Genomic DNA, 25,715 nt, shown 5'->3' with positions numbered 1-25,715 from the left:
CCGCCGGTCCGGTACGCGCCGGAACCGGGCCGCCCCGAGGTACTTCGCGGCCCGCCCGTCCCGTCGGGCTCGCCGCGTCCTCTCCCCGTGGGCCGGTCAGCCGATGTCCGTCCCGTCCGGGTGCCCGGGCGGGACGGCGCCCAGGGCTCGCGCGTCGCGCCGGTCGCTGATGTCCTGGACGCCGGACGGCCGTGACACCTGCGCGGACGGGACCAGGCCGGGCGTCCGGGAGACTCCGCCCCGCGGCGGCGTGGCCGCCGACGCCTGGCCCGCGCCGGTGCCCTTGGGAGAGTCGTTCACCTCCTTGGTGTTGGGCGCGTTGCCGCTCGGCCCGGGCTTGGGGCCGACGGCAACGTTGTCCGTCTCCCACCGCTGCTCGCGGGAGCCGTCCCGGACCTTGACCACGGCCGGAGCGCCGGAACCGGAGGAGCTGGGGACGACCGCGAGCCGGTCGTTCCAGCGGGGGATCAGGGTGCCCTGCACGGTCAGGTCGTACCGTACGTCGGTCGCGTCGGCGGTTGCCTCCCCGCAGGGCCGCAGATGGAGGATTCCGTCCAACTGGTGGGAGTTCAGACAGAGTTCGGGAGCGGCGGCGCTGTGCAGCAGCCCGTCGTCGTCGTACGTCCACTCCTCGGTGAGCGTATCCGCGCAGGCGGCCATCACCGCCTCCGCGCCGGGCTCCGCCCGGCGGTCGCGGACGTCGAGGCACAGACCGGCCTCGGAGTTGCGCAGGTGGGTGCTGAAGGGACCGGCCGGGTGGTCGGCGGAGGTCGCGGTCGGCCGGGGGGTGGGCGCGCCGGGCCCCCCGGCGCCCGGGTCGTTCGAGGCGGAGGCGCTCGGGCTCGGGCTCGCGCTGCCGGCGCCGTCGTCCGCCCACAGTTCGGTGACGACGGTCGCGACGACCAGCAGGCCCGTGACCACACCGAGTCCGGTGACGACGGCGGCCCGCCCGCGCCGGGACAGCCTCCGGCCGCGCACGGCCGTGGGCGTGGCCCTCGTCCGCCCGCCGCGCGAGTGCCGTCCGGCCCGGCGCGGCTGGGAGTCCGGGCCGATGGCCTGAAATCGCGCACGATTGCGGGCGGGCCGGGAGTCGAGATAGGGCGGGGCGGCCTGCCCGAGCAGCCCCTCGGCGAGCAGCAGGGCCGACCGGCCACCGCCGTGGTCGAGTTGCTCGACGGCGAACCGGCAGTGGCGACAGCCCGCCAGATGCGTCTGGATGTCGGGTATCAAGGTGCCGCCACGGCGCGTGGATACATCCAGCAGCCGGTTGTAGTGACGGCATTCCGGGTCGGGTGCGAGTTCGAGATGGAAGCGGAGGACACCTGCCCGGAAAATCTCCCGTGCCTGTTCGAGCTGGGCGGAAGCGGAACGCGGATCTATCGCCAGCAAACCGGCTGGTACGGATATGCCCTCGCCTTCCACCTCGGCATGCCAGAGCAGGCATTGGGCGGGTCCGGGCAATGCGAGGAATGACCGGGAGACCAGGGCGCGATTCTCGGCCAGAGTGAACATGTCGACAGGGACAGTGCGACCCGTGTCGGGATTCTGGAGATCGGGCAGTGCGGTGACGCGCTCGTCGGCGGCCCACGCCATCGCGATCTGACGGGCGGTCATGAGTAGAAGCGGACGGAGCGCGACGGCCGCGGGGGCCTGCCGGAGATTCTCCAGGACCTTGCCGAACGCCGCCGTGGTCAGCATGGACGCGGCCTTCGCCGACGGCGTCCCGATCGAGGCGTAGTCGAAGACCGACTGCCAGTGTCTGGCGAGCAGTTCCGCCGTCGGACGGTCTTCGTCCGCCGTGTCGCCGGTCCGCAGCGCGGTCGCCACGGCCTCGTCGGAGAATCGGGCGCGCGCACCGGCGCCCGTACGGAGAGAGGGAAGTGGACCCTGAGTGTGTGGCTTCTGCATGAGACGTCTTTCCATCCAGGGCAATGCGGTGGGGGGTTGAGCAGTGCCGTCGCCCGGCCCGGGTAACGGGCGGGGCATTCTGGTCACAGAGTGGTCGTCGAAAGGAGCGCGCGCACGTGGTCGGTACCGCTCTCAATTCGAACGGTTGAACAAAACCGCCCGTGTTCGGACGTGAGGAAGCTCACCCTCGCACAACCCGCCCACACGGAACAAGAGTTCCCCGACCGCCCGGGCAATAGGGGGCTCACCGGCCCGGAATACGACCGCGCCGTTCCTGTACGGAATTGACTGGTCGCGGGCCGCAACCGTGCACGACCGCCCCCGTTCGAGCATCGAGTCGACGAACACCGGTCGGACAGTGCACCGCGCGCCCCCTTTTGGCCAACTGCCTTGAAATCAACGGCCGTTCACCGGCCAGCGCGGCGAGTATCCGCCCGTCGCCCCGGACCCACGGCGCTGACGGCGATCACCGCGGCTCCCGGTGCTCACCGCCGCTCACCGCGCGTCTCAGAGCGGGACGATCACGACCTCCGTCGCCTTCACACTGGTCCACACCTCGGACCCCTCCGCGAGTCCCAGTTCGGCCGCCGCCTGCGGGGTGATCTCCGCCACCAGATCGGGAGCCTCCCGGGAAGTGACCAGCAGGCGCAGCCTGCTTCCGGTCGCGGTGATCTCGCGGATCGTTCCCGGCCACACATTGCGGGGGCTGCCGCCCGGTCTCCCGGTGTGTACGGAGACGGCCTCGGGAGCGACGACCGCGAGGGCCTCCGTGCCGGCGGGCAGCGGCTCGGCGACCACGAGATGTCCCCCGCCCGCCGGGCTCAGTCCGTTCTCCGTCGCGATGCCGGGCCAGGCGTTGCGGCCGAGCATGCGGGCCACCCACGGGGAGCGCGGATGCCGGGTGACCTCCATCGGCGGCGCGTCCTGGAGGGCGCGGCCCCCCTCCAGCACGAGCACCCGGTCGGCGAGCGACACCGCCTCCACCGGGTCGTGCGTGACGATCAGACACACCCCGCCGAACCCGTCGAGATGGCCCCGCAGGGTGTGCCGTACCCGGGCGCGGGTGGTCTGGTCGAGCGCGGCGAGGGGTTCGTCGAGCAGCAGCAGCCGGGGGCGGGCGGCCAGGGCGCGGGCCAGGGCGACCCGCTGGGCCTGGCCGCCCGAGAGCTGGGCGGGCCTGCGGTCGCCGAGGCCGCCCACCCCGAGCCGGTCGAGCCACTCCTGGGCGGTGCGGCGGGCCTCCGCGCGCGGTACGCCGTGGGCGCGCAGGCCGTACGCCGTATTGCCGAGCGCGCTCAGATGCGGGAACAGCGCGCCGTTCTGCGGGACCCAGGCGACGCCCCTGCGGTGCGGGGGCAGTGCCGTCACCTCGTCGTCGCCGAGGCGGAGTACGGCGTGGGCGCGCGGGGTCAGGCCGAGGAGGGCGCGCAGGAGGGTGGTCTTGCCCGCGCCGTTGGGGCCGACGACGGCGATGGTGGTGCCGGGGGCGGCGTCGAGGGTGAGGCGGGTGAAACCGGTGACCTCGGCGTGGAGGGGCCATCGCCCGGTGAGGTGCGCGGAGGGGGGTGCCGGGGTGTGACGGCCGCGGATGTGATCACCGCGGGCCGGTTCGCCGTCGGCCTCGTCGCCGCGGACCGCTTCCTTCCGGTCCGCCGCCTCTTCCCCTGCGGTTCCCCCTCCGGCTTCCCCTTCGTCCCAGGCGGCGCCCCGCCGGTCCGCTTCCCTCCGGTCCGCCGTCGCGCCGCCGGTCCACCGGCCGCGCAGGGCGATCAGGACCGCCATCGCGATGACGAGCAGCAGCAGGGACACCGAGGTGGCCGCCTCCGGCTCCTCCTGGAGGAGCAGATACACCTGGAGCGGCAGGGTCTGGGTGACCCCGGGCAGGTTCCCCGCGAAGGTGATCGTCGCCCCGAACTCCCCCAGCGCCCTCGCCCAGGTCAGCGCCGCTCCCGCGATCAGACCGGGCGCCACCATCGGCAGGGTGACCGTGAAGAACACCCGTACGGGTGGGGCACCGAGCGAGGCGGCCGTCTCCTCGTAACCGGGGCGCAGCCCGTTCAGCGCGCCTTCGAGACTGATGACGAGGAACGGCATCGCGACGAAGGTCGCCGCGACCACCGCGCCCGAGGTGTGGAACGGCAGTGTGATCCCGAAGGTGTCCTCCAGCCAGGGGCCGAGGAGCCCCCGCCGGCCGAATCCGAGCAGCAGCGCCACACCGCCGACCGTGGGCGGCAGCACCATGGGGAGCATCACCAGCGACCGTACGAGCGCCTTCCCGGGGAAGCGGACCCGCGCCAGCAGCCACGCGAGCGGCACGCCCAGCAGCAGGGAGAGGCCGAGCGCCCAGAAGGAGACGACCAGCGACAGCCGGAGCGCCTCGGTGACGCCCGGACTGCCCAGGTGCGTACCGATCTCGCCCCACGGGGTGCGGGCGAGGATGCCGATCAGGGGCAGCAGCAGAAACGCGACGGCGAGCAGCGCGGGCAGCGCGAGCGCCACCGGCACACGGGCGCTCGTACGGATGCGGGAGCGGGGGCGGTTCATCGGTGTTCCATCAGGGGTTCATCAGGACCTTCGGGCGCATCGGGTTCGCCGGACCCGATGGGGTCATCTGATCCGCCGGGAGGCCGGTTCTGCCGGGGTTCACCGGATCCACCGGCGGGCCGGGTGAGGCGGGGAGGCTGGCACCGTACGGGGTCACGGCCGCTGGAACCCCGCGTCCCGGAGGATCTTCTGCGCCGCCGGGCCGCTGAGCCAGGTCACGAACGCGGCGGCGGCCTCCGCGTTCCGGGACGTCTTGAGGGTGGCGGCCGGGTACTCGGCGATGGCGTTCTGCGCGTCCGGGATCTCGATCGCGTCGACCTTGCCGGGCGCGGTGGCCGCGTCGGTCTTGTAGACGAGACCGGCGTCGGCCTCCCCCAGCTCGACCTTGCTCAGCACGGCCCGCACGCTGGGCTCCTGCGAGACCGGCTTCACCACGATCTTCCGGGCGTCCAGGATCCGCCGGCTGTAGCGGCCGACGGGGACCTCGGGTGCGGCGAGCACGACCTTGAGCTTCGGATCGGCCAGATCCTTCAGGTCGTCGATCTTCCGCGGATTGCCCTCCTCGGTCGCGATCACGAGGCGATTCCTGGCGATGACCGCGGGCGTTCCGGTGTCGGCCTTCAGCCCGTCCATGGTCCTGGTGTCGGCCGTGACGAGGGCGTCGGCGGGGGCGCCCTGCCGGACCTGCGCGGCCAGTTCCTGGGATCCGGCGAAGGAGAACGTCACCTCGGTACCGGGGTGCGCCTTCTCGTACGCGGCACCCGCCGTCGTGAACGCGTCGGTGAGCGACGCGGCGGCCAGCACGGTCAGTTCGGCCCGGGGCGGCTTACTCCCGGAGGCGGTGGCGCCGCTTCCGGTGCCCTTCTTCGAGTCGTCACTGCCGCAGGCGGCGAGCGGTACGAGAAGGGCGGCCGTCACCACGGCGGTGACGGCCCGGCGGCGGCCGGGGGCGAAGGACGCGGCGGACATGCGTGGGCACTCCTTGAGAAGCCTGGGCGGACGCGGCGGGCTCGGGGGTCCGGGCGGGCAGACCGCCGGGTCCGCGGGCGGCCGGGCGGGGAGGTCCCCGGGCCGGGAGGAGGCCGGGGGGACGAGGAGGTCCGGTTCAGAAGCGGTCGACGTGGACACTGGTCGCCTTCACCCGGGCGGTGGCCTGCATACCGACCTCCAGTCCCAGTTCCTCCACGGCTTCCCGGGTCAGCAGGGAGACCAGGCGGTGCGGCCCGGCCTGGATCTCCACCTGCGCGGCGACGTCGCCGAGTTTCACGGCGGTGACGATGCCGGGGAACGCGTTGCGCACCGAGGTGGCGGAGGGCTCCTCCTCCCCGGTGCCGTTCTGGGCGATCTCGACCGAGAAGGCCGCCAGATCGCGGCCGTCGATGAGCCGGCGCCCGCTCTCGTCACGGTGGGTCGCGACCTTCCCGGCGTCGGCCCAGCGGCGCGCGGTATCGGGGCTCACGCCCAGCAGACGCGCGGCCTGACCGATGGTGTAGGACTGCATATGCGCTACGGTAGGCGGATAGAGCCTGCATTTACAAGGTACTTTCGCTCTTTACATAGCATTTGCCAACCCCTCCCCCTGGGGGATTCCCGACAGGTGGATTCCCGGGGGAAGCCGGTGCCCGGGAACACGGCAGGACGGCCCCTCCCTGAGGGAGGGGCCGTCCTGTTCCGTTCCGCGCGCCCCTCATCCGGGACGGCGGCGGGGTGGCAGTGCCCGGATCAGATCCGGTCCGTGTGCCGCCCTGGGTTCCCGGCTGCCTCCTTCTGCCGGCCCTGCGTCATCTCGCGGTCCAGCTGCTCGCCGCGGGCCTTCTGCCCCTCGGCCTTGTCGCTCCCGAACTTCTCGCCCTGGGCCGTCTGGCCCGCCGTCTTCTTGTCCTTGTCCTTCACCTTGACCGTGCCGTTGGTGGTGCAGCGGCTGTCGGTGCTGCCCGCCGGACAGTTGTTGCCGGGGGTCGTGGAGACCACGGTGTTCTTCAGGCGCAGATCGCCGAACGGCCGCTTGTGCACGGTGACCGAGAAGGTGATCGTCGCGGTCTCGCCGGGCGCCAGGGTGCCGGACCAGCTGAGATCCGGCGAGGAGAAGCTGACGCTGCCGGTGGTGGCGGTGGCGTCGTTGTTGAAGACCGCGTCGTCCAGCAGCCCGGACAGATCGTCCGTGAAGGACGCGTTGACGGGCGCTCCTCCGTTGTTGGTGACGGTGATCGTGTACGGAACCACGGCACCGGGCTTGACGGTCGACGGACCGTTCTGCTTCTTGGTGATGGTCACCGAGGCCACACTGGTCGTGGTCGTACTGGTGTTGTTGCCGGGGTTCGGGTCGTCGTTGTCCCCGGTGACCCTGGCGGTGTTGGTGATGCTGGTGGCGCCCGCGGCGGCGGTGCCGGACAGCGTGATGACCGTGCTGTCGCCCACGGGGAGAGCTCCGCCGGTGCAGGTCAGGACTCCGGCGGCGATGGCGCAGCCGGGAGTACTGGTGGTAGCGCCCGTCAGACCGGCGGGGATGGTGTCGGTGACGGTGAACCCGGTGGAGTCGTCAGGCCCGTTGTTGGTCACGGTCAGCTGGTACGTGACCGTCCCACCCGGGCTCACACTCGCCGGACCGGTCTTCGACATCGCGAGATCGGCCTCGATCTGCGTGACCGTCGTCCTGATCGTGCTGGTGTTGTTGTCCGGGTTCGGATCCGGGTCCTCGCCCGTGACCGTCGCGGTGTTGACGATGCTGGTCGCGCCGGACGCGGCCGTACCGGTAAGCGTGATCGTGGTGCTCGCGCCCGAGGCCAGCGAACTGGCGGTGCAGGTGAGGGTGCCGGAGCCGATGCCGCAGCCGGCGGTGGGGGTGGAGGCGCCCGTCAGACCGGCGGGGATGGCGTCGGTGACCGTGTAACCGGTCGAGTCGCCGGGGCCGTTGTTGGTGATGGTGATCGTGTAGGTGACGGTGCCGCCGGGGCCGACCGTGGCCGGTCCGGTCTTGCTTGCCGCCAGGTCCACCTGCACCGGTGGCACGAAGGGGACGATGACCGTGTTGCTGGTGTCGTCGGCCGGCTCTCCGTCGGGCGCCGTGCCCGTGGCCATGGCGCTGTTGGTGACATTGCCGTTGGTGACGTCGGTGGCCGTCGTGGTGTAGCTCGAGGTGCAGTCGATGGAGTCACCCGGAGCGAGCGGACCCGCCGGGCAGTTGACGAGCGGACTGCCCGGACCGTTGTCGGTCACCGAGATGTTCGTCAGCGGGACCCGGCCGTCGTTCGTCACCGTGTAGGTGTAGTTGATCACCTGGCCCGCCGCGCTGAAGTTCGCCTGCTGTGCGGACTTGGTGATCGTGAGGGAACGCAGCGGGATGACCAACTGGTTGCTGGTCCCGGTGACCGTCTGCCCGTTGACCGTTCCGGTGGCCAGCGCCGAGTTGGTGATGGTCCCGGTGACGGCATCGGCCACGGTGGCCGTGTAGGACGAGGTGCAGGTCGTCGAGGCACCCGCGGCCAGCGTGGTCGCCACACAGGTCACGGTCGGGGCGCCGGGACCGCTGTCCGTGACCACGAGGTTGGTGAGCGGCGTGGTCGCCGTGTTGGTCACCGTGTAGGTGTAGTTGATCACCTGGCCGGGCGTGAAGGTGGACGCGTCCGCCGTCTTGACGACTGTCGGAGAGCCGACGGCCACGACCGTCAGTGTGGCCGGGCCTGGCGGGTTGACCCCGTTCGGCACCAGGTCGCCGGGCTGGTTGACATGGGCGCCGAGGGTGGTGGAGGTCACGTCGACCGTGACCGTACAGGATGCCTCACCGGTGGCGAGGCTCCCCCCGGTCAGGCCGATGGAGCCGGAGCCCGCGACAGCGCTGACCGTGCCGGAACCGCAGGTCGTCGACGCGTTGGGGACCGCCGCGACCGTCACCCCCGCCGGAAGCGTGTCGGTGAAGCCGAAGCCGCTCTTCGCCGCCAGATCGGTGGTGTTGGTGACCGTGAAGGTGACGGCGGACGTGCCGCCCTGCGGGATCGACGCCGGGCTGAACTCCTTGTCGAGCTGCGGCGTCACATCGAGGATCTTGATGTTGTCGAACGCGTGGTCGTTGCCCAGACCGCTGCCGTTGGCGTTGGTCATCTTGATGCCCGCCGCCGCGCCGGTGAACAGCACCGAGTTGTCCGCGGGGAACGAGCCCGCTTTGATCGGGCGCGGTCCGACCATGAACGTCTGGGCCCTCGGGTCCGTACACGGGTTGATGGGCGCGTTGGTGAGCGGAATGTCCGGTCCGCCGCCCGTCAGGAAGAAGTTCAGCAGCGGTGCGGAGACATTGCAGTTCACCGCGGCCACGTCCACCGAGAAGGTGATGAAGCGGTTCGTCGAGGCCAGCGGGATCGGGTTCACCGTCTGGAACTCGACCAGATTCGCGCCGGGGTTCGCGCCCTCAGTGTACGCCGCGACCGCGTGGTTGTTGTTGGGGGTCGCCGAACCCCCGACCTGGCCGAGCACACTGGCCAGGTTCTTCAGCTCGGACATGGCGAACGCGCTCTGGGCCTGGCAGGCGGGCTGGTTGGCGCCGGAGCGGTTGAGGATGATCCCGTTGCAGTTCGTCGCGCTCAGCCAGGGAGCCGCCGCGGTGTACTTGGCGTTGACGGGCGGCGCGCCCGTGTAGGCGGGCAGCAGGATCGGGGTCTGGCCGGTGCCGTTCTCGAAGTCCTCGGTGTAGACCACGGTCGGCGGCTGGGGAAGACCCGGGGTACCGGGCGTGGTGGCCTGTGCGGCCGGGACGGCGGTGCCCAGGGCGATCGCCTGGGCGGCGAGGACGAGGGCGGTGGAGGCAAGGGCGCCGAGGCGGCGTCTTCTGCCGGGAGAACCGCGCATGTCGACATGTGCTCCGTTCATCGGGATCGGGTTCCCCCCGGGCCAGGAGTACCAATTCCGCGGGCGCACCGGGCAGAGCCCGCCGTAGACGGGGCCGAGCGTCACTCCGGGAGCCCCTGGGCCGCATCCGGTTGGCGCAACGGGCGGTCGGCCGGCCCCCGAACCGGTCCCCGGACGGTCCGTACGCCCTCGCGTTCGCCCGCACGGAGCAACCTCCGCGCACCGGTGGAGACCGGCCGCCCCTCCCCCGTACGGGACGGGTCGGCCGCCGGATGCCACCCGGACGGCACGGCCCGGACCCGTCGGAGTGAACCCCGGCCACTCCGCTGGACCCACCCGGGTGCGCTCCGGGATCCGGCGTGCTCCGCAGGCTCCGGGTCCGGCGGATCGCTCCCGGAGCGGGCCCGTCCACAGCCGCTCATCGTGGAGTCGACCCTCCGCGGTACCACGCGGTGCGGTGCTGTGCTCGCCCGCCGCGTGCGGACGGCCGGGCCGTACGCCACCGGTAGCGGCGCCGCCCCTGTCGTACGGACACCCTGCGGCAGGCACGGCACCGGACAGCACGGCCCGCGGCGTACACACCCGCACGGCGCCCCGCACCTCCGCACCACCCCGGCCCGACCGGACACCGCACCGCACCACCGAACCCGTGTACAGCCCGCACCGCCCACCGTCCGTCAGGAAAGGACGCGCCCCGATGCCGCAGACACGCTCGATATCCGCCCGCCGTCTCCCCCGCCCGGCCGCCGTCGCGGCGCTCCTGGGTGTCACGGCCCTGTGCCCGGTCCTGGTGGCCTCAGGGGCCGGGCCGGCCGGGGCGGCCACCAGACCCCCGGCCACGACCACCGCCGCGCGCGCCGAGGCGTGCAGCCCCGACACCGGCCCCTACCAGTCGGCGGCCGAGCGGCATCTCGGACTGCCCCGGGACGGGACGCAGTCCGCCGCCGACTGCACCGCGATCCAGACCCTCCAGGCCGCACACGGCCTCGACCCGGCGAACGGCTACTCCGGGGTGGAGACCTGGCGGATCATCCAGTACGAGCAGGCCCTCGCCGCCCCCGGGAGCCTCACCGGCTGCCCGTACGACGGGGAACTCGTCGTCTGCATCGATCTCACCCGCCAGCTGCTGTGGGTCTGGGACGGAAACCAGGTGGCGTTCGGCCCGGTCCCGATACGGACCGGGAAGGCCGGATACGCCACCCGCACGGGCCACCACCGGATCTACGACCGCGTGATCGACCAGTGGTCCGATCTCTACGAGGGCCCGATGCCGTTCAGCCAGTTCTTCAACGGCGGCCAGGCACTCCACGCCAGCTACCGCAACATCTGGGAGGAACCCGGCTCGCACGGGTGCGTCAATCTGCGGTACGAGGACGCCAAGCGCCTGTGGAGGGCTCTGCGCTTCGACGACCTGGTCTATGTGTGGGGAAGGCGCGGCGACTGAACCCGGGCCGTCCGGCCGGTCGCTCCCTACCCGCGCCCGCTGCCCAGGCGCACCTGCCGTCTGCGGGGGGCCTGCCTTCGACGGCCGTGGCTCTCGACGGCCTTGGAGCAGCAGTCGGTCAACTTGCCCCGTCGGGACGGGTAGTCGCGAGACATCGGAGGACTCGCCGGTCACCGCGGCCGGACCCTCGGCTTCCAGGCCACCCGACGGCGCCGGAGTGAAAGGGGCGCGTGGGGGCGGCAGTTGCTGCCGTACGCACCCGCCCACAGCTCCGGATTCCGACCTCTCCGTATCCCTCGCCCAGCGCTCGTGTACCGTACAAAATCGGACACCGCCGAACGGGCAGGCCATCCCATCGACCTGCCCGCAGGGGGTGTTCGGGCACGTCACCCCCGCCGACAGACCTCTTCGTGCCTGCCGTTCCCGGCCACCGCCACACGGGAAGGCCGGTACACCGAGGCGCGGTTGCGCGCGTTTCGGCGCTCATACCCCGAGCACCCGCCACGAAGACCGCTCGCACCACTCACACCCGTCGCCCCGCGCCGACCGGCCGAGGCGTCTTGCTGCCCTGGAGGCGCTCATGGCCTGGTATCCCGGTGCCGTCAAGTACGAGCTGCAACCCGAGTCCGACAGCCAACCCGCCATCAGGCCGACCCAGTTCATCGTGCACAGCATCATCGCCCCCTGGACGGCGAAGCGGACATACGAGTACTGGCGGGACTCGACCAGCCTTGAGTCGCATTTCGGCCTCGGATACAAGGGCGACCTCGGGCAGTTCATCGGCACCGAGACCCGCGCCGACGCCAACGCCGGAGCCAACCGACGGCCGGACGGCACGGGAGCGGTGTCCATCGAGACCGCGTCGAACCTGAAGGGCTCGGATCCGTGGACGCCTGAGCAGGTCGAGCAACTCATTCGCCTCGGCGTCTGGCTGCACCAGCGCCACAAGATCCCGCTCCGCATCTGCCGCAGCGCCTCCGACCCCGGCTACGGCTACCACCGCCTCCACGCCGCCTGGGCGGTCTCCGGCACCTCCTGCCCCGGCAACGCCCGCGTCAAGCAGTTCCGCGAAGTCGTCTTCCCCGGGATCGTCGCCCGCGCCACCGGCAAAACCACCACCCCCACCCCGCCTGCCAAGGAGGCCGACGTGCCGCCCCTGATCCTCAACGAGCCCAACCCCGTCGACACATCGCTGCGCAGCGGACGCTGGACAGCCCTCGCCTTCACCGACGCCGTACTGCACGCGGGCTCCCGCACCCACGACACCCTGATCCACCTGCTGTTCGACGACACGACCCCCAAGGACGCGCTGATCGAGGGCCGGTTCTACCTCACCGACACCAAGGGCAGCGACCCGTCCGCGTTCCTCCCCATCACCCACCGCGGCCCCGGCGGACACCAGTTCCGCCTCTCCGGCCACGTCCCCGCGGGCCGCCACCTCCGCTTCGAGGTCCGCGCCACCACGAAGGACGCCAGCCCGGTCACCCTCCTCCACCGCGTCGCGTCCGGCCTGTACTGGGCCGCCTGACGCCCAGTCCGTTCCCCGCGCTTCCGCGCCCGCTTCGTCCATGGCTGTACGGGCCCGGCAGGAGGCGGAAGCGTGGGTTCGGTCGTGTTCAACGGCCCGGAACCGGGCGAAAAGAAGTGTCACCCGGCTCGGCCCAGGCGCCGGGGCCCGGTGGGTGCGGGAGCCGGGCTCGGGGCGGCGCGTTCGGCCGCGGATCCGGGCTCGGTGCGAGCCCGTGCCGACCGATCCGTCCGACGGCGGCCGGTCCGCCGGTCTCCCCGACGGCCGGGTCCGGACTCCGGCCCGGCCCGGCCGCCGGAGGCGCCGTGCCCGCCTCGTGTTCCAGGGGCCGGTACGTCCCCGGCAGTCGGGGAAGGCGGGGCGAGGATCCGTACAGCCGCTCCCGGCGCGAGGAACGGCGCCCGGAGCGCGTCGGCCGGGATGCCTCACGACAGCTGCGGTGACCTGCGCCGATGATCTGCGCGGGATCTGCGGCCGCCGGCTCCCGGCCGACGAAGGCGCGGTCCCGGCGTCTCCGGGCCGCTGTCGCCCGGCCCCGCGGAGACCGGCGGCGGGAGGGATGGCTCACCGGTGCTCAACCCGCCCGCACTCTGCGACGAGTTGAGCACCGCCGGCCTCGTCGCCGAGTGCGGCGACGAGGCCGCTCGGCCGAGGCTCGCCTGCCCTCGCGCCCTCGGCCGGCGACGAACTGCCGCCTGTGTTCCTGCTCCTGGGCCGGGACGTCCGCCACGGCTTCGGGAGCCTCAGGGGAACCCGCCGGGTGGGGCCGACGGGCAGGGGGTTCCCCGCCGCCCCCCTCGGGCGGCGGGGAAGTCTTTCGGCCTGCTACCTGGTCGAGGCGCTCAGGCTGACCCATGCACCTGTGGCAAGGGCCGCGGCGACAACGATTTCCGCGATGAATCCGGGGCCGAGGCTGGCGTTGACGGCCATGAGCATTCCGCCTACGGCGAGTGAGATGAGAGTGATGCCGAGTGTGATGAGGAGAGTTCTCTTCATAGCGGCCTCTGGGTGTGTGGGGTGGGGGCGTCAAACTAACCACTTTCCGGACGCGAGTGATGCCTTTTCCGAGGATTCACCTGCGGAGCCCGGGCTATCACGGCGAGAAGCGGCCACCGCCGCGCCCCCGGGGAATACCTCCGCGCGATCCCATACCTCAAGCTAGGACGGGTGGTGCGCACGCGGTCGGCGGCTCCCGGGTGAGCCTCCCGGCGGTGTGCAGAGAGTGTGGAGGAACTCTGCACTGTGTGTTAAGTCACGGCCAGCGCCTGCCGGTTGTTTCGACCCGAATCATGGCATTCGGGAGGACTCTCGCCTGGATCCGTCCCGGCCTTCGACCGATGGGCCCGACCTCGCCGACCCGATCGGGCGAAACCATCGGATGTGTTGTTGTCATATTCGAAGGCGGACGCATGGCACCCACACCGACGCACCGGAACCGGGATACCCGCGAGGGCGGACCGTACGTATCGAGGAGTACCGACCTCATCACGCGCGGGCGGGCCGTCGGGGCGGTGCGCCGAATGCACCGGCCCCATTCGACATGTCGGGGCGCAAAGCCCGGACCAGGTACTCGGCGGGTATCGCCGCACCCGTTGCCCCACTGCGGAAGCCGCCCGACCCGGCATATGCCCCCGCCATTCGGATTCGCGTTCGTGTACGGGGAGAACGGCCCCGCACCCGATGCCGCGACCACGCCGCTCCGGGGCGCCCGCCCCGCCGCCCCGGCCGGGCACGCCCCTCCTGTTGGCCGGTTCACGCCGACCCGTGCACCGTGAAACACGGGTCGGCGCGCGAGGGGCGTGGGTACGCTGGTGCGCCACGACGTGACGGCACCCACCCCGTGCGCGGTATCGTCCGAGTCCCTGGCTCCGGCGCCCGTTCGCCACGCGGTCGCGCGCCCGTGCTCACGCCGGTCGATGTCCACCAACGCGTCCCGCCCCCGTCGAACACGAGCTCGCCGAGTCCCGCCGTGGCCGCTTCCGCCGGCAGCCGCCGATGTCCGCCTCGCGGGAATCCCCGCCTGCCTCCCGGCCACCGGGTCCCCGCGCCGCACTCCGGAACGCCCCGCCCACCCCGAGGCGCCACGGGCCGCGGCCCCACCGGTGCGGCGCGCCCGCGGGCCGCCCGCTCCGGTACGCCGAAGAGGGCGTACACCCTTCCCGCGCGCCGGGCCACCGAGGCCGCCGGTGCGCTGCCCACCACCGCCTCGCAAACGGCACCCGCGGTGCCGACGGAACGCGGCGCATGGCCTCCGACGAGAAGCGCCTCCCGGAGCGGTCGTGCCCACGCGGCCCGAACCGGCCGTCGCCGGACCAAGGCCGGATCCCGGGCGGCGACCGAAGCCGAGAGCCACTGCGCGCGGCCCGGACGACGGGCCACCGGGCGGAGCCGGGGCCATCCGCACCAGGCCGTCAGCGACGGCCGGCGCGGTACCGATGGACTACCGGCGTGTGGTCCAGGCTCTGATCGACGCCTTGTATCCCTCGGGCATGTGCAGCCCGGCACCTCACCGGGGGTGAACAGCCCGATCTCCTTGTACTCATGACTCCGGACCGGTGGCCGGTCGGGCGTCAGAACGCGGCAGCAATAGGTCACGATCAGTACACGCCGTCCGGGGACCGGCTCGTAGATCCAGACACCCTCGTCGATGAGAGGACCGGCCTCGACCTCCCAGCCGGTCTCCTCGCGCAGCTCACGTTCCACGGCGCGCTCGGGGCTCTCGTCGGCGGAACACCTTCGGACGGGTCACCGATCTCCAGTCGGCCGCCGGGCAGTTCCCACTCCTACCGTCCGTTCTTGAGCAGAAGGACCCGGCCCCGGGAGTCGAGAGCGACCGCCTTGACGGAGACGGGCCACAAGGGCGGTGCGTACGGCATGGAGTTCCCCGTCCCGCGCGGTGGCCCCGGACGACCGGAACGCAGCAGCCGCCGGTTCCCGAGGGGACCCCGCGCCCGTACTGCCCGCGACCGGCCCTCTGCCGCTCCGCGTACGGTTCCAGCGGAGTCGGGCCCCGGCTCCCACTCCGGCGGCCGACACACCGGCCGAACCGCCCCCGTCCTGGTCAGAACGATTCTGCACGCGTAGCGCTGGGTGGGGCGGGTGGGACTCGAACCCACGGCCGACGGATTATGAGTCCGCTGCTCTAACCGGCTGAGCTACCGCCCCTAACGGCGCGTCGCGCACAAATGTGCGCGCCGTCTGCCGCAGCATAGCCGCTCATACGATCTCCTGCCTCGGATGGTCGGCAACGCTCAACCATGAGGACTGCGCCCACCCCTGCCCGGTTCCCGGAGTCACCCGAACACACGAAAAAGGACCCTCCAGGGGCCCTGTTCCGGTTCCGCTCCCCCGGCTGGACTCGAACCAGCAACCCTCCGGTTAACAGCCGAATGCTCTGCCAATTGAGCTACAGGGGATCGCGCTCCCCCGACTGGACTCGAACCAGTAACCTGCCGGTTAACAGCCGGCTGCTCTGCCAATTGAGCTACAGGGGATTGCTGCGTGTGCGCCGAACCAACCCGACCGGGGCATCCCGGAAGGCGTGTGCTCGCTGCGACACATACATTAGCGCAAGCAGGGGGGTGCTCCGCCAATCGGTATGGTCCCGGGTGATCACGGGTTGCACCGGGTAGGCGGGCAGGCACCGACGTACGTCGGGGAAGGGTGGCAGAGCCATGCGGTACAAGCTCACGTTCGTCGTCGGACTGGCCGTCGGCTATGTGATCGGCACACGAGCCGGTCGAGAGCGCTACGAGCAGATGAAGAAGTCCGTCCGGCAGTTCTCGCAGAATCCGGCCGTGCGCAACGCGGCCGAGAGCGCCGCGCAGAACGGCCGGCAGGCAGCGGGCAAGGCGTTCCACGCCGTCAGCGACAAGGTCGGCGACCGGATGCCGGAGTCCGTCGCGGAGCGGGTGCGGTCCCTGCGGGAGCGCACGTCGAACGGCGGGGACGACTGGGGAACCAGCAACACATGACGCCTCCGGCGCGTGCGTGCGGCAGAATCCCTCTCCATGGGGATAGTCGCCGGCTTGGACAGTTCGTCTGCGTTCACACGGATCGTTGTCTGTGACACGGACTCGGGTGCCGTGCTGCGTCAGGGATACGCACCGCACCCCGTGGACCCGAAGGCCACGGAGATCGACCCGCAGGCGTGGCTGCTCTCGCTGGGCGAGGCGGCGGCGGGCGGGCTGCTGGAAGGCGTGCAGGCCATCGGGGTCTCCGCGCAGCAGCACGGGCTCGTACCGCTGGACCAGCAGGGCGGGCTCGTACGTCCGGCGCTGCTCGGCAACGACAAACGGGCGCAGGTCGCCGCGGCCGATCTGATCGACGCGCTCGGCGGACGGCAGGCGTGGGCCGAGGCCGTCGGATCGGTGCCGCAGGCCGCGCTGCCGGTGGCGAAACTGCGGTGGATGGCCCGCTCGGAGCCGCAGGCCGCACAGCGGGTCGCGGCGGTGCTGCAGCCGCACGACTGGCTGGTGTGGCAGTTGCTGGGGCGGCCCGCCCGGCAGACGACCGATCGTGGCGGTGCGTCCGGCACGGGGTACTGGTCCGCGGGCACCGGTGCCTATCGGGCCGATCTCGTGGAGCTGGCCCTCGGGCACCAGTGCGCGCTGCCCGAGGTGCTCGGTCCCGCCGACGCCGCCGGGACGACGCCCGAGGGGCTGCTGATCTCGGCGGGGACCGGCGAGACCATGGCCGCGGCGTTCGGGCTCGGGGTCGGGGCGGGAGACGCGGTGGTGTCGCTGGGCGCCTCCGGTTCCGTGATGGCCGTGCACCACGAGGCGCTCGCCGATCCGAGCGGGATGATCACCTCGTACGCCGACGCGACCGGCATGCATCTGCCGGTGGTGCACACGCTGAACGCGGTACGCGCCCTGCGCGGCGCGGCCGAGCTGCTCGGGCTCGACGATCTGGAAGCGCTCTCCGAGCTGGCGATGAAGTCCACGCCGGGCTCGTCGGGGCTGGTGCTGCTGCCGTATCTGGAGGGCGAGCGCACTCCCCGGCTCCCCCACACCGCCGGAACCCTGAGCGGGCTGCGCCGGGAGTCGATGAAGCCCGAGCATCTGGCGCGGGCCGCCTTCGAGGGCATGCTCTGCTCGCTCGCCGACGCGATGGACGTGCTGCGGGGCCGGGGCGTGGAGGTACGCCGGGTGTTCCTGCTGGGGGCGAGCGCCGGGCTGCCCGCGGTGCAGTCCGCCGCGCCGGGCATCTTCGGCGCTCAGATCGTCGTACCGCAGCCCGCCGACTACGCGGCTCTGGGCGCCGCCCGGCAGGCCGCGTGGGCCCTCGGGGTGTCGCAGAGCACCCTGTCGCCCGCGGCCCCTCCCGTCTGGCAGGCCGCGACGGTGCAGGTGCTGGAGCCGGGCGAGGACGCGGCGGTGGGGCAGGCCGTGCGCCAGCAGTACAGCGCGACACGTGACCAGCTTCACCCCGGGGCGTTCACGGCGGCACCGGGTGGTGCGGAGGGCGCGGCGGGCGCCGGAGCGCCCGGGCCTATGGGATAGCCCCGCCCGGGGGACAGCCCCGCCCTGGCGGACAGGGGCCGACCGCTGACAGGCCGGATGCCGGCCCCGGTGCGCGTGGCCGGAAGTGCGCGCTCGCCGAGGCCCCGGGGAGAATTCTCCTGAGGCCGGGCGCCCCGGTGCCGCAAGATGGACCGGGGTATCCCCCGTTCCGGATCGGGATCGACCTCAAGCGGGCTTGACCTCTCAGCGAGGTCGAGCCCGCATGCTGCTCGCAAGCCCCCCGGCCCCCGACCTCGCCGACCCCGAGAGACAGCGCGTGCTGATACGACTGCTGCGGACCTACCTGAGTCCGTACAAAAAACCCATCGCCCTGCTGGTGACGCTGCAACTGCTCCAGACCAGCGCCACCCTCTATCTGCCCACCCTCAACGCCGACATCATCGACGACGGCGTGGTCAAGGGGGACACGGGCTACATCCTCCGGCTCGGCGCGGTCATGATCGCCGTCAGTGTGGTGCAGGTCATCTGCAACATCGGTGCCGTCTACTACGGCGCCCGCACCGCCGCCGCCCTCGGCCGTGATGTCCGCGCGGCCGTCTTCGACCGGGTGCAGAGCTTCTCGGCACGGGAGGTCGGACACTTCGGCGCGCCGTCCCTGATCACCCGGACCACCAATGACGTCCAGCAGGTGCAGATGCTGGTCCTCATGGCGTTCACCCTGATGGTCTCCGCGCCGATCATGTGCTTCGGCGGCATCATCATGGCGCTCGGCCAGGACGTGAAGCTCTCCGCGGTGCTGCTGGCCGTCGTACCGGTGCTCGGGATCGCGGTGACGGTGATCGTCATCAGGATGCGTCCGCTGTTCCGGACCATGCAGGAGCGGCTCGACACCGTGAACCGGGTGCTGCGGGAGCAGATCACCGGCAACCGCGTCATCCGCGCCTTCGTACGCGACGAGTATGAGCAGGGTCGTTTCCGTGAGGCCAACACCGGGCTGACCGATGTGTCGATGGCCACAGGGCGGCTGATGGCCCTGATGTTCCCGACCGTGCTGACGGTCGTCAATGTCTCGTCGGTCGTCGTGATCTGGTTCGGCGCGCACCGGGTCGACAGCGGCGCCATCCAGATCGGCGCGCTGACCGCGTTCCTCGCGTATCTGATGCAGATCGTGATGGCCGTGATGATGGCCACCTTCATGTTCATGATGGTGCCGCGCGCCGAGGTCTGCGCCGAGCGGATCGAGGAGGTCCTGGCGACGGATTCGAGCGTGGTGCCGCCGCTCGCGCCGGTACGGGAACTGAAGCGCCATGGGCACCTGGAGGTACGGAACGCAGAGTTCCGATACCCGGGGGCCGAGGAGTCCGTACTCCGCGGTATCACTCTGGTGGCGCGCCCCGGTGAGACCACCGCGATCATCGGCTCCACCGGAAGCGGCAAGTCCACGCTGCTCGGACTCGTACCGCGGCTGTTCGACGCCACGGACGGCGAGGTGCTCGTCAACGGGGTGGACGTGCGCGACCTCGATCCGGCGCTGATGGCGCGGACAGTCGGGCTCGTGCCCCAGAAGCCGTTTCTCTTCTCCGGCACGGTGGCCACGAATCTGCGGTACGGCAAGCCCGGCGCCAGCGACGAGGAACTGTGGCAGGCGCTGGAGGTGGCGCAGGCCGCCGACTTCGTACGGGAGCTGGAGGGCGGGCTCGACGCCCCCGTCGCCCAGGGCGGAACGAATGTCTCCGGTGGGCAGCGGCAGCGGCTCGCGATCGCGCGGACGCTGGTGCAGCGGCCGGAGATCTATCTCTTCGACGACTCCTTCTCGGCTCTCGACTACGCCACGGACGCGGCGCTGCGCGCGGCGCTGTCCGACGAGACGGCCGAGGCGACCGTCGTGATCGTCGCCCAGCGGGTGTCCACCATCCGCGACGCCGACCGGATCGTGGTCCTGGACGAGGGGCGGGTCGTGGGCTCGGGGACCCACCACGAGCTGATGGCGGGCAATGAGACCTACCGCGAGATCGTGCTCTCGCAGCTGACGGAGGCGGAGGCCGCATGAGCGGGCCGGGCGGACGCATGATGATGGGCCCTGTCGAGCGGTCCATGGACTTCAAGGGCTCGGGCAAACGGCTGCTGAGGCAGCTGGCCCCGGACCGGAGCCTGCTGTGGCTGATGCTCGCGGCCGGTGTGCTGAGCGTGGCGTTCTCGGTGGTCGGGCCGATGGTGCTGGGGCGGGCAACCGACCTGGTCTTCGCCGGGGTCGTCGGCCGGAACATGCCCGAGGGCGCGAGCAAGGCCCAGACGATCGAGAGACTGCGGGCCGAGGGGGACGACGGGCTCGCCGACATGCTCTCGGGCGTCGGCTTCGCCCCCGGCCGGGGCATCGACTTCACGGCCGTCGGCGAGGTGCTGCTGCTGGCGCTCGCCCTGTTCGTGGTCTCCGGGGTGCTGGCCCTGGTCGCCTCCCGGCTGTCGATCAAGGTGATCAACCGGGCCGTGTACCGGATGCGCGAGGACGTGCAGGCCAAGCTGTCGCGGCTGCCGCTGTCGTACTTCGACCGGGCCAAGCGCGGCGAGGTCCTCAGCCGGGTCACCAATGACATCGACAACATCGCGCAGACCCTCCAGCAGACGATGGGCCAGCTGATCAACTCGCTGCTGACCATCGTGGGTGTGCTCGCGATGATGTTCTGGATCTCCCCGCTGCTGGCGCTGGTCGCGCTGGTGACGGTCCCGCTGTCGGTCGTCGTGGCGACGAAGGTCGGCAAGCGCTCGCAGCCCCACTTCGTCCAGCAGTGGAAGTCGACCGGCAAGCTGAACGCCCATGTCGAGGAGATGTACACCGGCCATGCGCTGGTGAAGGTCTTCGGGCGGCAGGAGGAGTCCGCGCAGGGCTTCGCCGAGCAGAACGAGGCCCTGTACGAGGCGGGATTCAAAGCGCAGTTCAACAGCGGGATCATGCAGCCGCTGATGTTCTTCGTCTCGAACCTGAACTATGTGCTGGTGGCGGTCGTCGGCGGGCTGCGGGTCGCGTCGGGTTCGCTGTCGATCGGCGATGTGCAGGCGTTCATCCAGTACTCCCGGCAGTTCTCCATGCCGCTGACCCAGGTCGCCTCGATGGCGAATCTGGTGCAGTCGGGCGTCGCCTCCGCGGAGCGGGTCTTCGAACTCCTGGACGCGCAGGAGCAGGAGGCGGACGCCCCGTCGACGGGCCCGGTGGGCCGGCCGGTCGGACAGGTCTCGCTGGAGAAGGTCGCGTTCCGCTACGACCCGGAGAAGCCGCTCATCGAGGATCTGTCCCTGTCGGTGGAGCCCGGCCACACGGTCGCCATCGTCGGTCCGACGGGTGCGGGCAAGACGACGCTGGTCAATCTGCTGATGCGGTTCTACGAGGTCACGGGCGGCCGGATCAGTCTGGACGGGGTCGACATCGCGAAGATGCCGAGGGAGGAACTGCGCTCCGGCATCGGCATGGTGCTCCAGGACACCTGGCTGTTCGGCGGCACGATCGCGGAGAACATCGCGTACGGGGCCGCCCGTGAGGTCACGCGCGAGGAGATCGAGGAGGCGGCGCGGGCCGCGCACGCGGACCGGTTCATCCGGACGCTGCCCGACGGCTACGACACCGTGATCGACGACGAGGGCTCGGGCGTCAGCGCGGGCGAGAAGCAGCTGATCACCATCGCGCGGGCGTTTCTGTCCGACCCGGTGATCCTGGTTCTGGACGAGGCGACCAGCTCGGTCGACACCCGCACCGAGGTGCTGATCCAGAAGGCGATGGCGCGGCTCGCCCACGGTCGGACGAGCTTCGTCATCGCGCACCGGCTCTCCACCATCCGGGACGCGGATGTGATCCTGGTGATGGAGAACGGCGCGATCGTCGAACAGGGCACGCACGACGAGCTGCTGGCGGCGGGGGGCGCGTACGCGCGGCTGTACTCGGCGCAGTTCGCCCAGGCGGTGGTGGAGGTGGACTGACCTCCGGCCGGGAGCGGCGGTCTCCGGGCTGCGGTCTGCCCCTGCCCCCGCACGGCGTTTCCGGGCTCCGGGCTCCGGGCTCCGGGCTCCGGGCTCCGGGCTCCGGGCTCCGGGCTCCGGGCTCCGGGCTCCGGCGAGGGTCGCGATGCGGGGGTCGGGGTTGGGGTCGGGTCCCGGCGTGGGACGGGCTGCCCGGGCCCCGCACGGGTTTCCGGGCTCCGATCCCGGTCCGCACGTCCCGGTCCCCCGGGCCTTCCGGATCTTCCCGGCCTTCCGGGCACGGGGTCCCGGCGTGGGCCCTCCCGGCCGGGATCAGTCGAGATAGCCGCGCAGCTGGTCCGCGAAGGCGTGGTCGCGCAGCTTGTTGAGGGTCTTGGACTCGATCTGGCGGATGCGTTCGCGGGTCACGCCGAAGATCCGGCCGATCTCCTCCAGGGTGCGCGGCCTGCCGTCGACCAGCCCGTACCGCAGCTGGACCACCTTGCGTTCGCGCTCGCCGAGGGTGGAGAGGACCGCCTCCAGGTGCTCCCGCAGCAGCAGGAAGGCCGCGGACTCGACGGGGGACGTCGCGTCGCCGTCCTCTATGAGGTCGCCGAGCGCGACATCGTCCTCCTCCCCGACCGGGGCGTGCAGCGACACCGGCTCCTGGGCGAGCCGCAGGACCTCGCTGACCCGCTCCGGCTGCAGATCGAGCTGTGCCGCGACCTCGTCGGGAGTCGGTTCGTACCCGCGTTCCTGGAGCATCCTGCGCTGCACCCGTACGACACGGTTGATCAGCTCGACGACATGGACGGGGACGCGGATCGTGCGCGCCTGGTCCGCGAGGGCGCGGGACATGGCCTGGCGGATCCACCAGGTCGCGTACGTCGAGAACTTGTAGCCGCGCGCGTAGTCGAACTTCTCGACCGCCCTGATCAGGCCGAGATTGCCCTCCTGCACGAGGTCCAGCATGGTCAGCCCGCGGCCGACGTAGCGCTTCGCGACGGACACCACGAGCCGGAGGTTGGCCTCGATCAGCCGGCGCTTGGCCATCCGGCCCAGGACGACGAGCCGGTCGAGGTCGACGGCGAGCTGGGAGTTGTTGATGTCGGGGGTGTTGCCGAGCTTCTCCTCGGCGAAGAGCCCGGCCTCGACCCGGCGGGCCAGTTCCACTTCCTCGACGGCCGTGAGCAGGGGGATTCTGCCGATCTCGCGCAGATACTGGCGGAAGAGGTCGGACGACGGCCCGCCGCCCTCGCCGCGGGTGGCGGGCGCGGGTTCCGGGGGTTCCGCCGCGTCCTCGACGAGATGCTCCGGCACCGCTTCGGGCAGAGGGTCGGGGACGGCCCGGGGCGAACGCTCGGGGACGGCTTCGGGGTGGTGGGGCGGCATGCTTTGTGCGGGGACGCCCGCCGGGGCCTCGGGCTCGTGCGGCGCACCGGCGGTGAGCGGGGGTTCCGTCAGGGTCTCGGACAGGGTCTGGGTCTGCACGGGGGCGACCTCCAGGGTGATCGCTGCCGGTTCGGGGGCGTGCGGCAGCGGGACGGGGGCGGCCGGGCCGCTGTCCGTCCCGTACACGATGAACGGATCCGCGGGGGTGAGAGGCCCACTGTGGGTGGACCGGCCGCGCTCCGAGGACTCAGGCACCGCCCCCAGTGTGGGGTACGACACATCTCCACCACGAGGGGCGTGCGGTGTTTTTTTGAGTCCGGTCCGTGACCGGCTGGTTACCCTCGCGCAGATGTACGCGTCGGCCGGGATTCCTCCTGCCTGGCTCGCCCCGGACAGAACTCCCGGCTCCGGGACGCCCGGAGGTGCCCGGCCCGGGGCGGGGCGGTGACGCGCCAGGGAACGGGAGCACCCGCCCGGCGCGGACGGCGGACCCTGGGCGGACGGCGGACGGCGGACGCGTATGCGGGTCGGGCGGTGACGTGCTCGGGCGGGGCGGAGGGGGCGCGTCCGGGTCGGGAGGTCGTCGCGAGCCCGCGCCGACCGCCGTCGCCGGCTGGCCACGGTACGGGACGGCGGAGTCCGCCCTGGTGGCGAAGGCGCTGCTCAGAGAGCGTTCGCGCCGTGATTCCGCAGGGACTGGGCGTACTGCTGGAGCACCCACAGCTCGTTCTGCACGGCCGTGTGCTGCTCGGGGTCGGCATGCGGGCCGAGGCGGGCGAGGGTGCCCTGGACCTCGGCGATCCGCCGGTCGACCGCGCGCAGTCTGACCTGGACGAGCTGCACGCCCGCGTAGCTCTCGTCGACGGTCCGCGCATGGACGGCCTCGACGGCCAGCTCGGTGACCAGGGCGCGCACGGTGTCGTTCGGCGCCGCGTCCCGTACCCGGGCGAGATAGCCGGATGTGTCCGCCGTGCCCTGCTCCGCTCCACCCGCTTCGGCGAGGGTCTGGCGGACCGCCGCGTACGGCGGGGCGGTGAATTCGTCCACGCCGTACGCGTCGAAGGCCGGGGAGACCAGTTCGGGGTGCTGGAGGGCGAGCTTCAGCAGTTCGCGCTCCGTACGGTGGGCGGGGCTGCGGAGATTGAGCGCGGGGCCGGCGGCTCCCGGCAGCGCCTCGGGTACCGGCTGCCGCTGTCCGTTCGTACGGGACGGGGGCGCGGCCGGGCCGCGGCCGCCGCGGTCCCGGGCCCAGCGGGCGAGCTGGGCGACGCGCTTGACCACGAACTGGGTGTCGAGGATGCCGACGATGCCCGCGAGCTGCACGGCCGACTCGTGCTGGATCGCGATGTTCTTGATGCCCGCGACGATGGGGGCCGCCTCGTCGAGAGCGGCGGCCCGGCCGGCCGGTGTCTCCAGGTTGTGGCGGGTGACGAGCTGGCGGATGGCGAACTCGAACAGCGGTGTACGCGTCTCGACCAGCTTCTGGACGGCGTCGTCGCCCTCGGCGAGCCGCAGCTCACAGGGGTCCATACCGCCGGGGGTGATCGCGATGGAGGTCTCGGCGGCGAACTTCTGGTCGTCCTCGAAGGCCCGCAGGGCGGCCTTCTGTCCGGCGGCGTCGCCGTCGAAGGTGAAGATCACCTCGGCGGTGGCGTTGTCCATAAGCAGCCGCCGGAGGATCTTGATGTGGTCGCCGCCGAAGGCCGTGCCGCAGGTGGCGATCGCGGTGGTGACACCCGCGAGATGGCAGGCCATCACATCCGTGTAACCCTCGACGACCACGGCCCGGCTGGTCTTGGCGATCTCCTTCTTGGCCAGGTCGATGCCGTACAGCACCTGGGACTTCTTGTAGATGCCGGTCTCGGGCGTGTTGAGGTACTTGGGGCCGTTGTCGCTCTCGTAGAGCTTGCGGGCGCCGAAGCCGACGACATCGCCGGAGATGTCCCGGATGGGCCACATCAGCCGGCCGCGGAAGCGGTCGATGGGGCCCCGGCGGCCTTCCTGGGAGAGGCCGGAGAGGATGAGCTCCTTGTCGCTGAAGCCCTTGCCGCGCAGAAAGCGGGTGAGGTGGTCCCAGCCCTGGGGGCTGTAGCCGACGCTGAAGTGCCGGGCGGCGGCGTGGTCGAAGCCGCGCTCGGCGAGGAACGTGCGGCCCGTCTCGGCCTCGGCCGCGGTCTCCAGCTGCTCGATGTAGTACTGCGCCGCGATCTTGTGGGCCTCCACCAGGCGGATGCGCTCGCCCCGCTGATGGCTGGGGTTGTACCCGCCCTCCTCGTATCTCAGGGTGATGCCCGCCGTGGCGGCGAGCCGCTCGACCGTCTCGGAGAAGGTGAGATGGTCGATCTTCATGACGAAGGCGATCGTGTCACCGCCTTCCTGGCAGCCGAAGCAGTGGAAGAGTCCCTTGCTCGGGCTGACCTGGAAGGAGGGCGATTTTTCGTCGTGGAAGGGGCAGAGCCCCTTCAGATTGCCGCCGCCCGCGTTGCGCAGCTGGAGGTACTCGGACACGACGGCGTCGATCGGGACCGCGTCCCGAACCGCCTTGACGTCGTCATCGTTGATCCTGCCTGCCACGCGTGAAGTCTACGGTGACGCGGTGACACTCCGGCCTGCCTGTGGACAACCTTCCGCCGGGACGCCACCGCCG

Annotated in this window: 15 protein-coding genes and 3 tRNA genes; 6 read left to right on the top strand and 12 right to left on the bottom strand. The window is 71.6% G+C overall.

Annotation, left to right across the window (positions count from 1 at the left end; genetic code table 11):
* Window positions 1–96: 96 nt before the first annotated feature.
* From ACFYT4_RS00980 to ACFYT4_RS00960, 5 genes are all read right to left on the bottom strand, one after another.
* Complete coding sequence (locus tag ACFYT4_RS00980; protein ID WP_389263925.1) at window positions 97–1,908, bottom strand: ricin-type beta-trefoil lectin domain protein; 1,812 nt, start codon at window positions 1,906–1,908, stop codon at window positions 97–99.
* A 507-nt stretch (window positions 1,909–2,415) separates the two neighbouring features.
* Window positions 2,416–4,452: an ABC transporter permease gene (locus ACFYT4_RS00975; protein ID WP_389263923.1), complete on the bottom strand. Its 2,037-nt coding sequence runs from the start codon at window positions 4,450–4,452 to the stop codon at window positions 2,416–2,418.
* Between the two features lie 153 nt (window positions 4,453–4,605).
* Window positions 4,606–5,421 (bottom strand): molybdate ABC transporter substrate-binding protein, encoded by an 816-nt coding sequence (gene modA / locus ACFYT4_RS00970; protein ID WP_389263922.1) that lies wholly within the window; start codon window positions 5,419–5,421, stop codon window positions 4,606–4,608.
* A 136-nt stretch (window positions 5,422–5,557) separates the two neighbouring features.
* A complete protein-coding gene (locus tag ACFYT4_RS00965) occupies window positions 5,558–5,953 on the bottom strand; it encodes a molybdopterin-binding protein (protein WP_389263920.1) in 396 nt (131 codons plus the stop codon).
* Window positions 5,954–6,174: 221 nt separating this feature from the next.
* The gene (locus ACFYT4_RS00960) at window positions 6,175–9,312 is read right to left on the bottom strand and encodes a hypothetical protein (RefSeq protein WP_389263918.1); all 3,138 of its coding nucleotides are present in this window, start codon (window positions 9,310–9,312) and stop codon (window positions 6,175–6,177) included.
* 676 nt (window positions 9,313–9,988) lie between these two features.
* Between ACFYT4_RS00960 and ACFYT4_RS00955 the strand changes: the two genes are divergently transcribed.
* On the top strand, window positions 9,989–10,735 hold the full coding sequence (locus tag ACFYT4_RS00955; protein ID WP_389263916.1) for a L,D-transpeptidase: 747 nt from the start codon (window positions 9,989–9,991) through the stop codon (window positions 10,733–10,735).
* A gap of 580 nt (window positions 10,736–11,315) precedes the next feature.
* On the top strand, window positions 11,316–12,263 hold the full coding sequence (locus tag ACFYT4_RS00950) for an N-acetylmuramoyl-L-alanine amidase (RefSeq protein ID WP_389263915.1): 948 nt from the start codon (window positions 11,316–11,318) through the stop codon (window positions 12,261–12,263).
* An 825-nt stretch (window positions 12,264–13,088) separates the two neighbouring features.
* Here the strand turns inward: ACFYT4_RS00950 and ACFYT4_RS00945 are convergent.
* From ACFYT4_RS00945 to ACFYT4_RS00925, 5 genes are all read right to left on the bottom strand, one after another.
* Entirely contained in the window at window positions 13,089–13,259 is a 171-nt protein-coding gene (locus tag ACFYT4_RS00945) for a hypothetical protein (protein WP_389263913.1), read from the bottom strand.
* A gap of 756 nt (window positions 13,260–14,015) precedes the next feature.
* Complete coding sequence (locus ACFYT4_RS00940; RefSeq protein ID WP_389263911.1) at window positions 14,016–14,966, bottom strand: hypothetical protein; 951 nt, start codon at window positions 14,964–14,966, stop codon at window positions 14,016–14,018.
* Between the two features lie 388 nt (window positions 14,967–15,354).
* Window positions 15,355–15,428, bottom strand: a tRNA-Ile gene (locus tag ACFYT4_RS00935).
* A 178-nt stretch (window positions 15,429–15,606) separates the two neighbouring features.
* Window positions 15,607–15,679: transfer RNA gene (locus tag ACFYT4_RS00930), tRNA-Asn, on the bottom strand.
* 5 nt (window positions 15,680–15,684) lie between these two features.
* Window positions 15,685–15,757 (bottom strand) — tRNA-Asn (locus tag ACFYT4_RS00925).
* 180 nt (window positions 15,758–15,937) lie between these two features.
* Between ACFYT4_RS00925 and ACFYT4_RS00920 the strand changes: the two genes are divergently transcribed.
* The 4 genes from ACFYT4_RS00920 to ACFYT4_RS00905 all read left to right on the top strand — a co-directional run bounded on the left by ACFYT4_RS00920 (window position 15,938) and on the right by ACFYT4_RS00905 (window position 21,697).
* On the top strand, window positions 15,938–16,237 hold the full coding sequence (locus ACFYT4_RS00920) for a YtxH domain-containing protein (protein ID WP_389263910.1): 300 nt from the start codon (window positions 15,938–15,940) through the stop codon (window positions 16,235–16,237).
* A 36-nt stretch (window positions 16,238–16,273) separates the two neighbouring features.
* A complete protein-coding gene (locus tag ACFYT4_RS00915; protein WP_389263908.1) occupies window positions 16,274–17,767 on the top strand; it encodes an FGGY family carbohydrate kinase in 1,494 nt (497 codons plus the stop codon).
* Between the two features lie 277 nt (window positions 17,768–18,044).
* On the top strand, window positions 18,045–19,778 hold the full coding sequence (locus tag ACFYT4_RS00910; RefSeq protein WP_389264242.1) for an ABC transporter ATP-binding protein: 1,734 nt from the start codon (window positions 18,045–18,047) through the stop codon (window positions 19,776–19,778).
* A complete protein-coding gene (locus ACFYT4_RS00905) occupies window positions 19,775–21,697 on the top strand; it encodes an ABC transporter ATP-binding protein (RefSeq protein WP_389263906.1) in 1,923 nt (640 codons plus the stop codon). The genes ACFYT4_RS00910 and ACFYT4_RS00905 overlap by 4 nt, the downstream gene beginning before the upstream one ends.
* Window positions 21,698–22,009: 312 nt before the next feature.
* On the opposite strand, the gene ACFYT4_RS00900 is transcribed toward ACFYT4_RS00905, so the two are convergent.
* Together ACFYT4_RS00900 and dnaG are read right to left on the bottom strand one after the other, a co-directional pair.
* On the bottom strand, window positions 22,010–23,323 hold the full coding sequence (locus ACFYT4_RS00900) for a sigma-70 family RNA polymerase sigma factor (RefSeq protein ID WP_389263904.1): 1,314 nt from the start codon (window positions 23,321–23,323) through the stop codon (window positions 22,010–22,012).
* 408 nt (window positions 23,324–23,731) lie between these two features.
* Window positions 23,732–25,642: a DNA primase gene (gene dnaG / locus ACFYT4_RS00895; RefSeq protein WP_389263903.1), complete on the bottom strand. Its 1,911-nt coding sequence runs from the start codon at window positions 25,640–25,642 to the stop codon at window positions 23,732–23,734.
* Window positions 25,643–25,715: the final 73 nt, after the last annotated feature.

The sequence above is a fragment of the Streptomyces sp. NPDC004609 genome (genome assembly GCF_042873655.1).
Lineage (GTDB): Bacteria > Actinomycetota > Actinomycetes > Streptomycetales > Streptomycetaceae > Streptomyces.
Note: the sequence above shows the minus strand (reverse complement) of the source record. Positions and strands in the feature narration are given on the sequence as shown.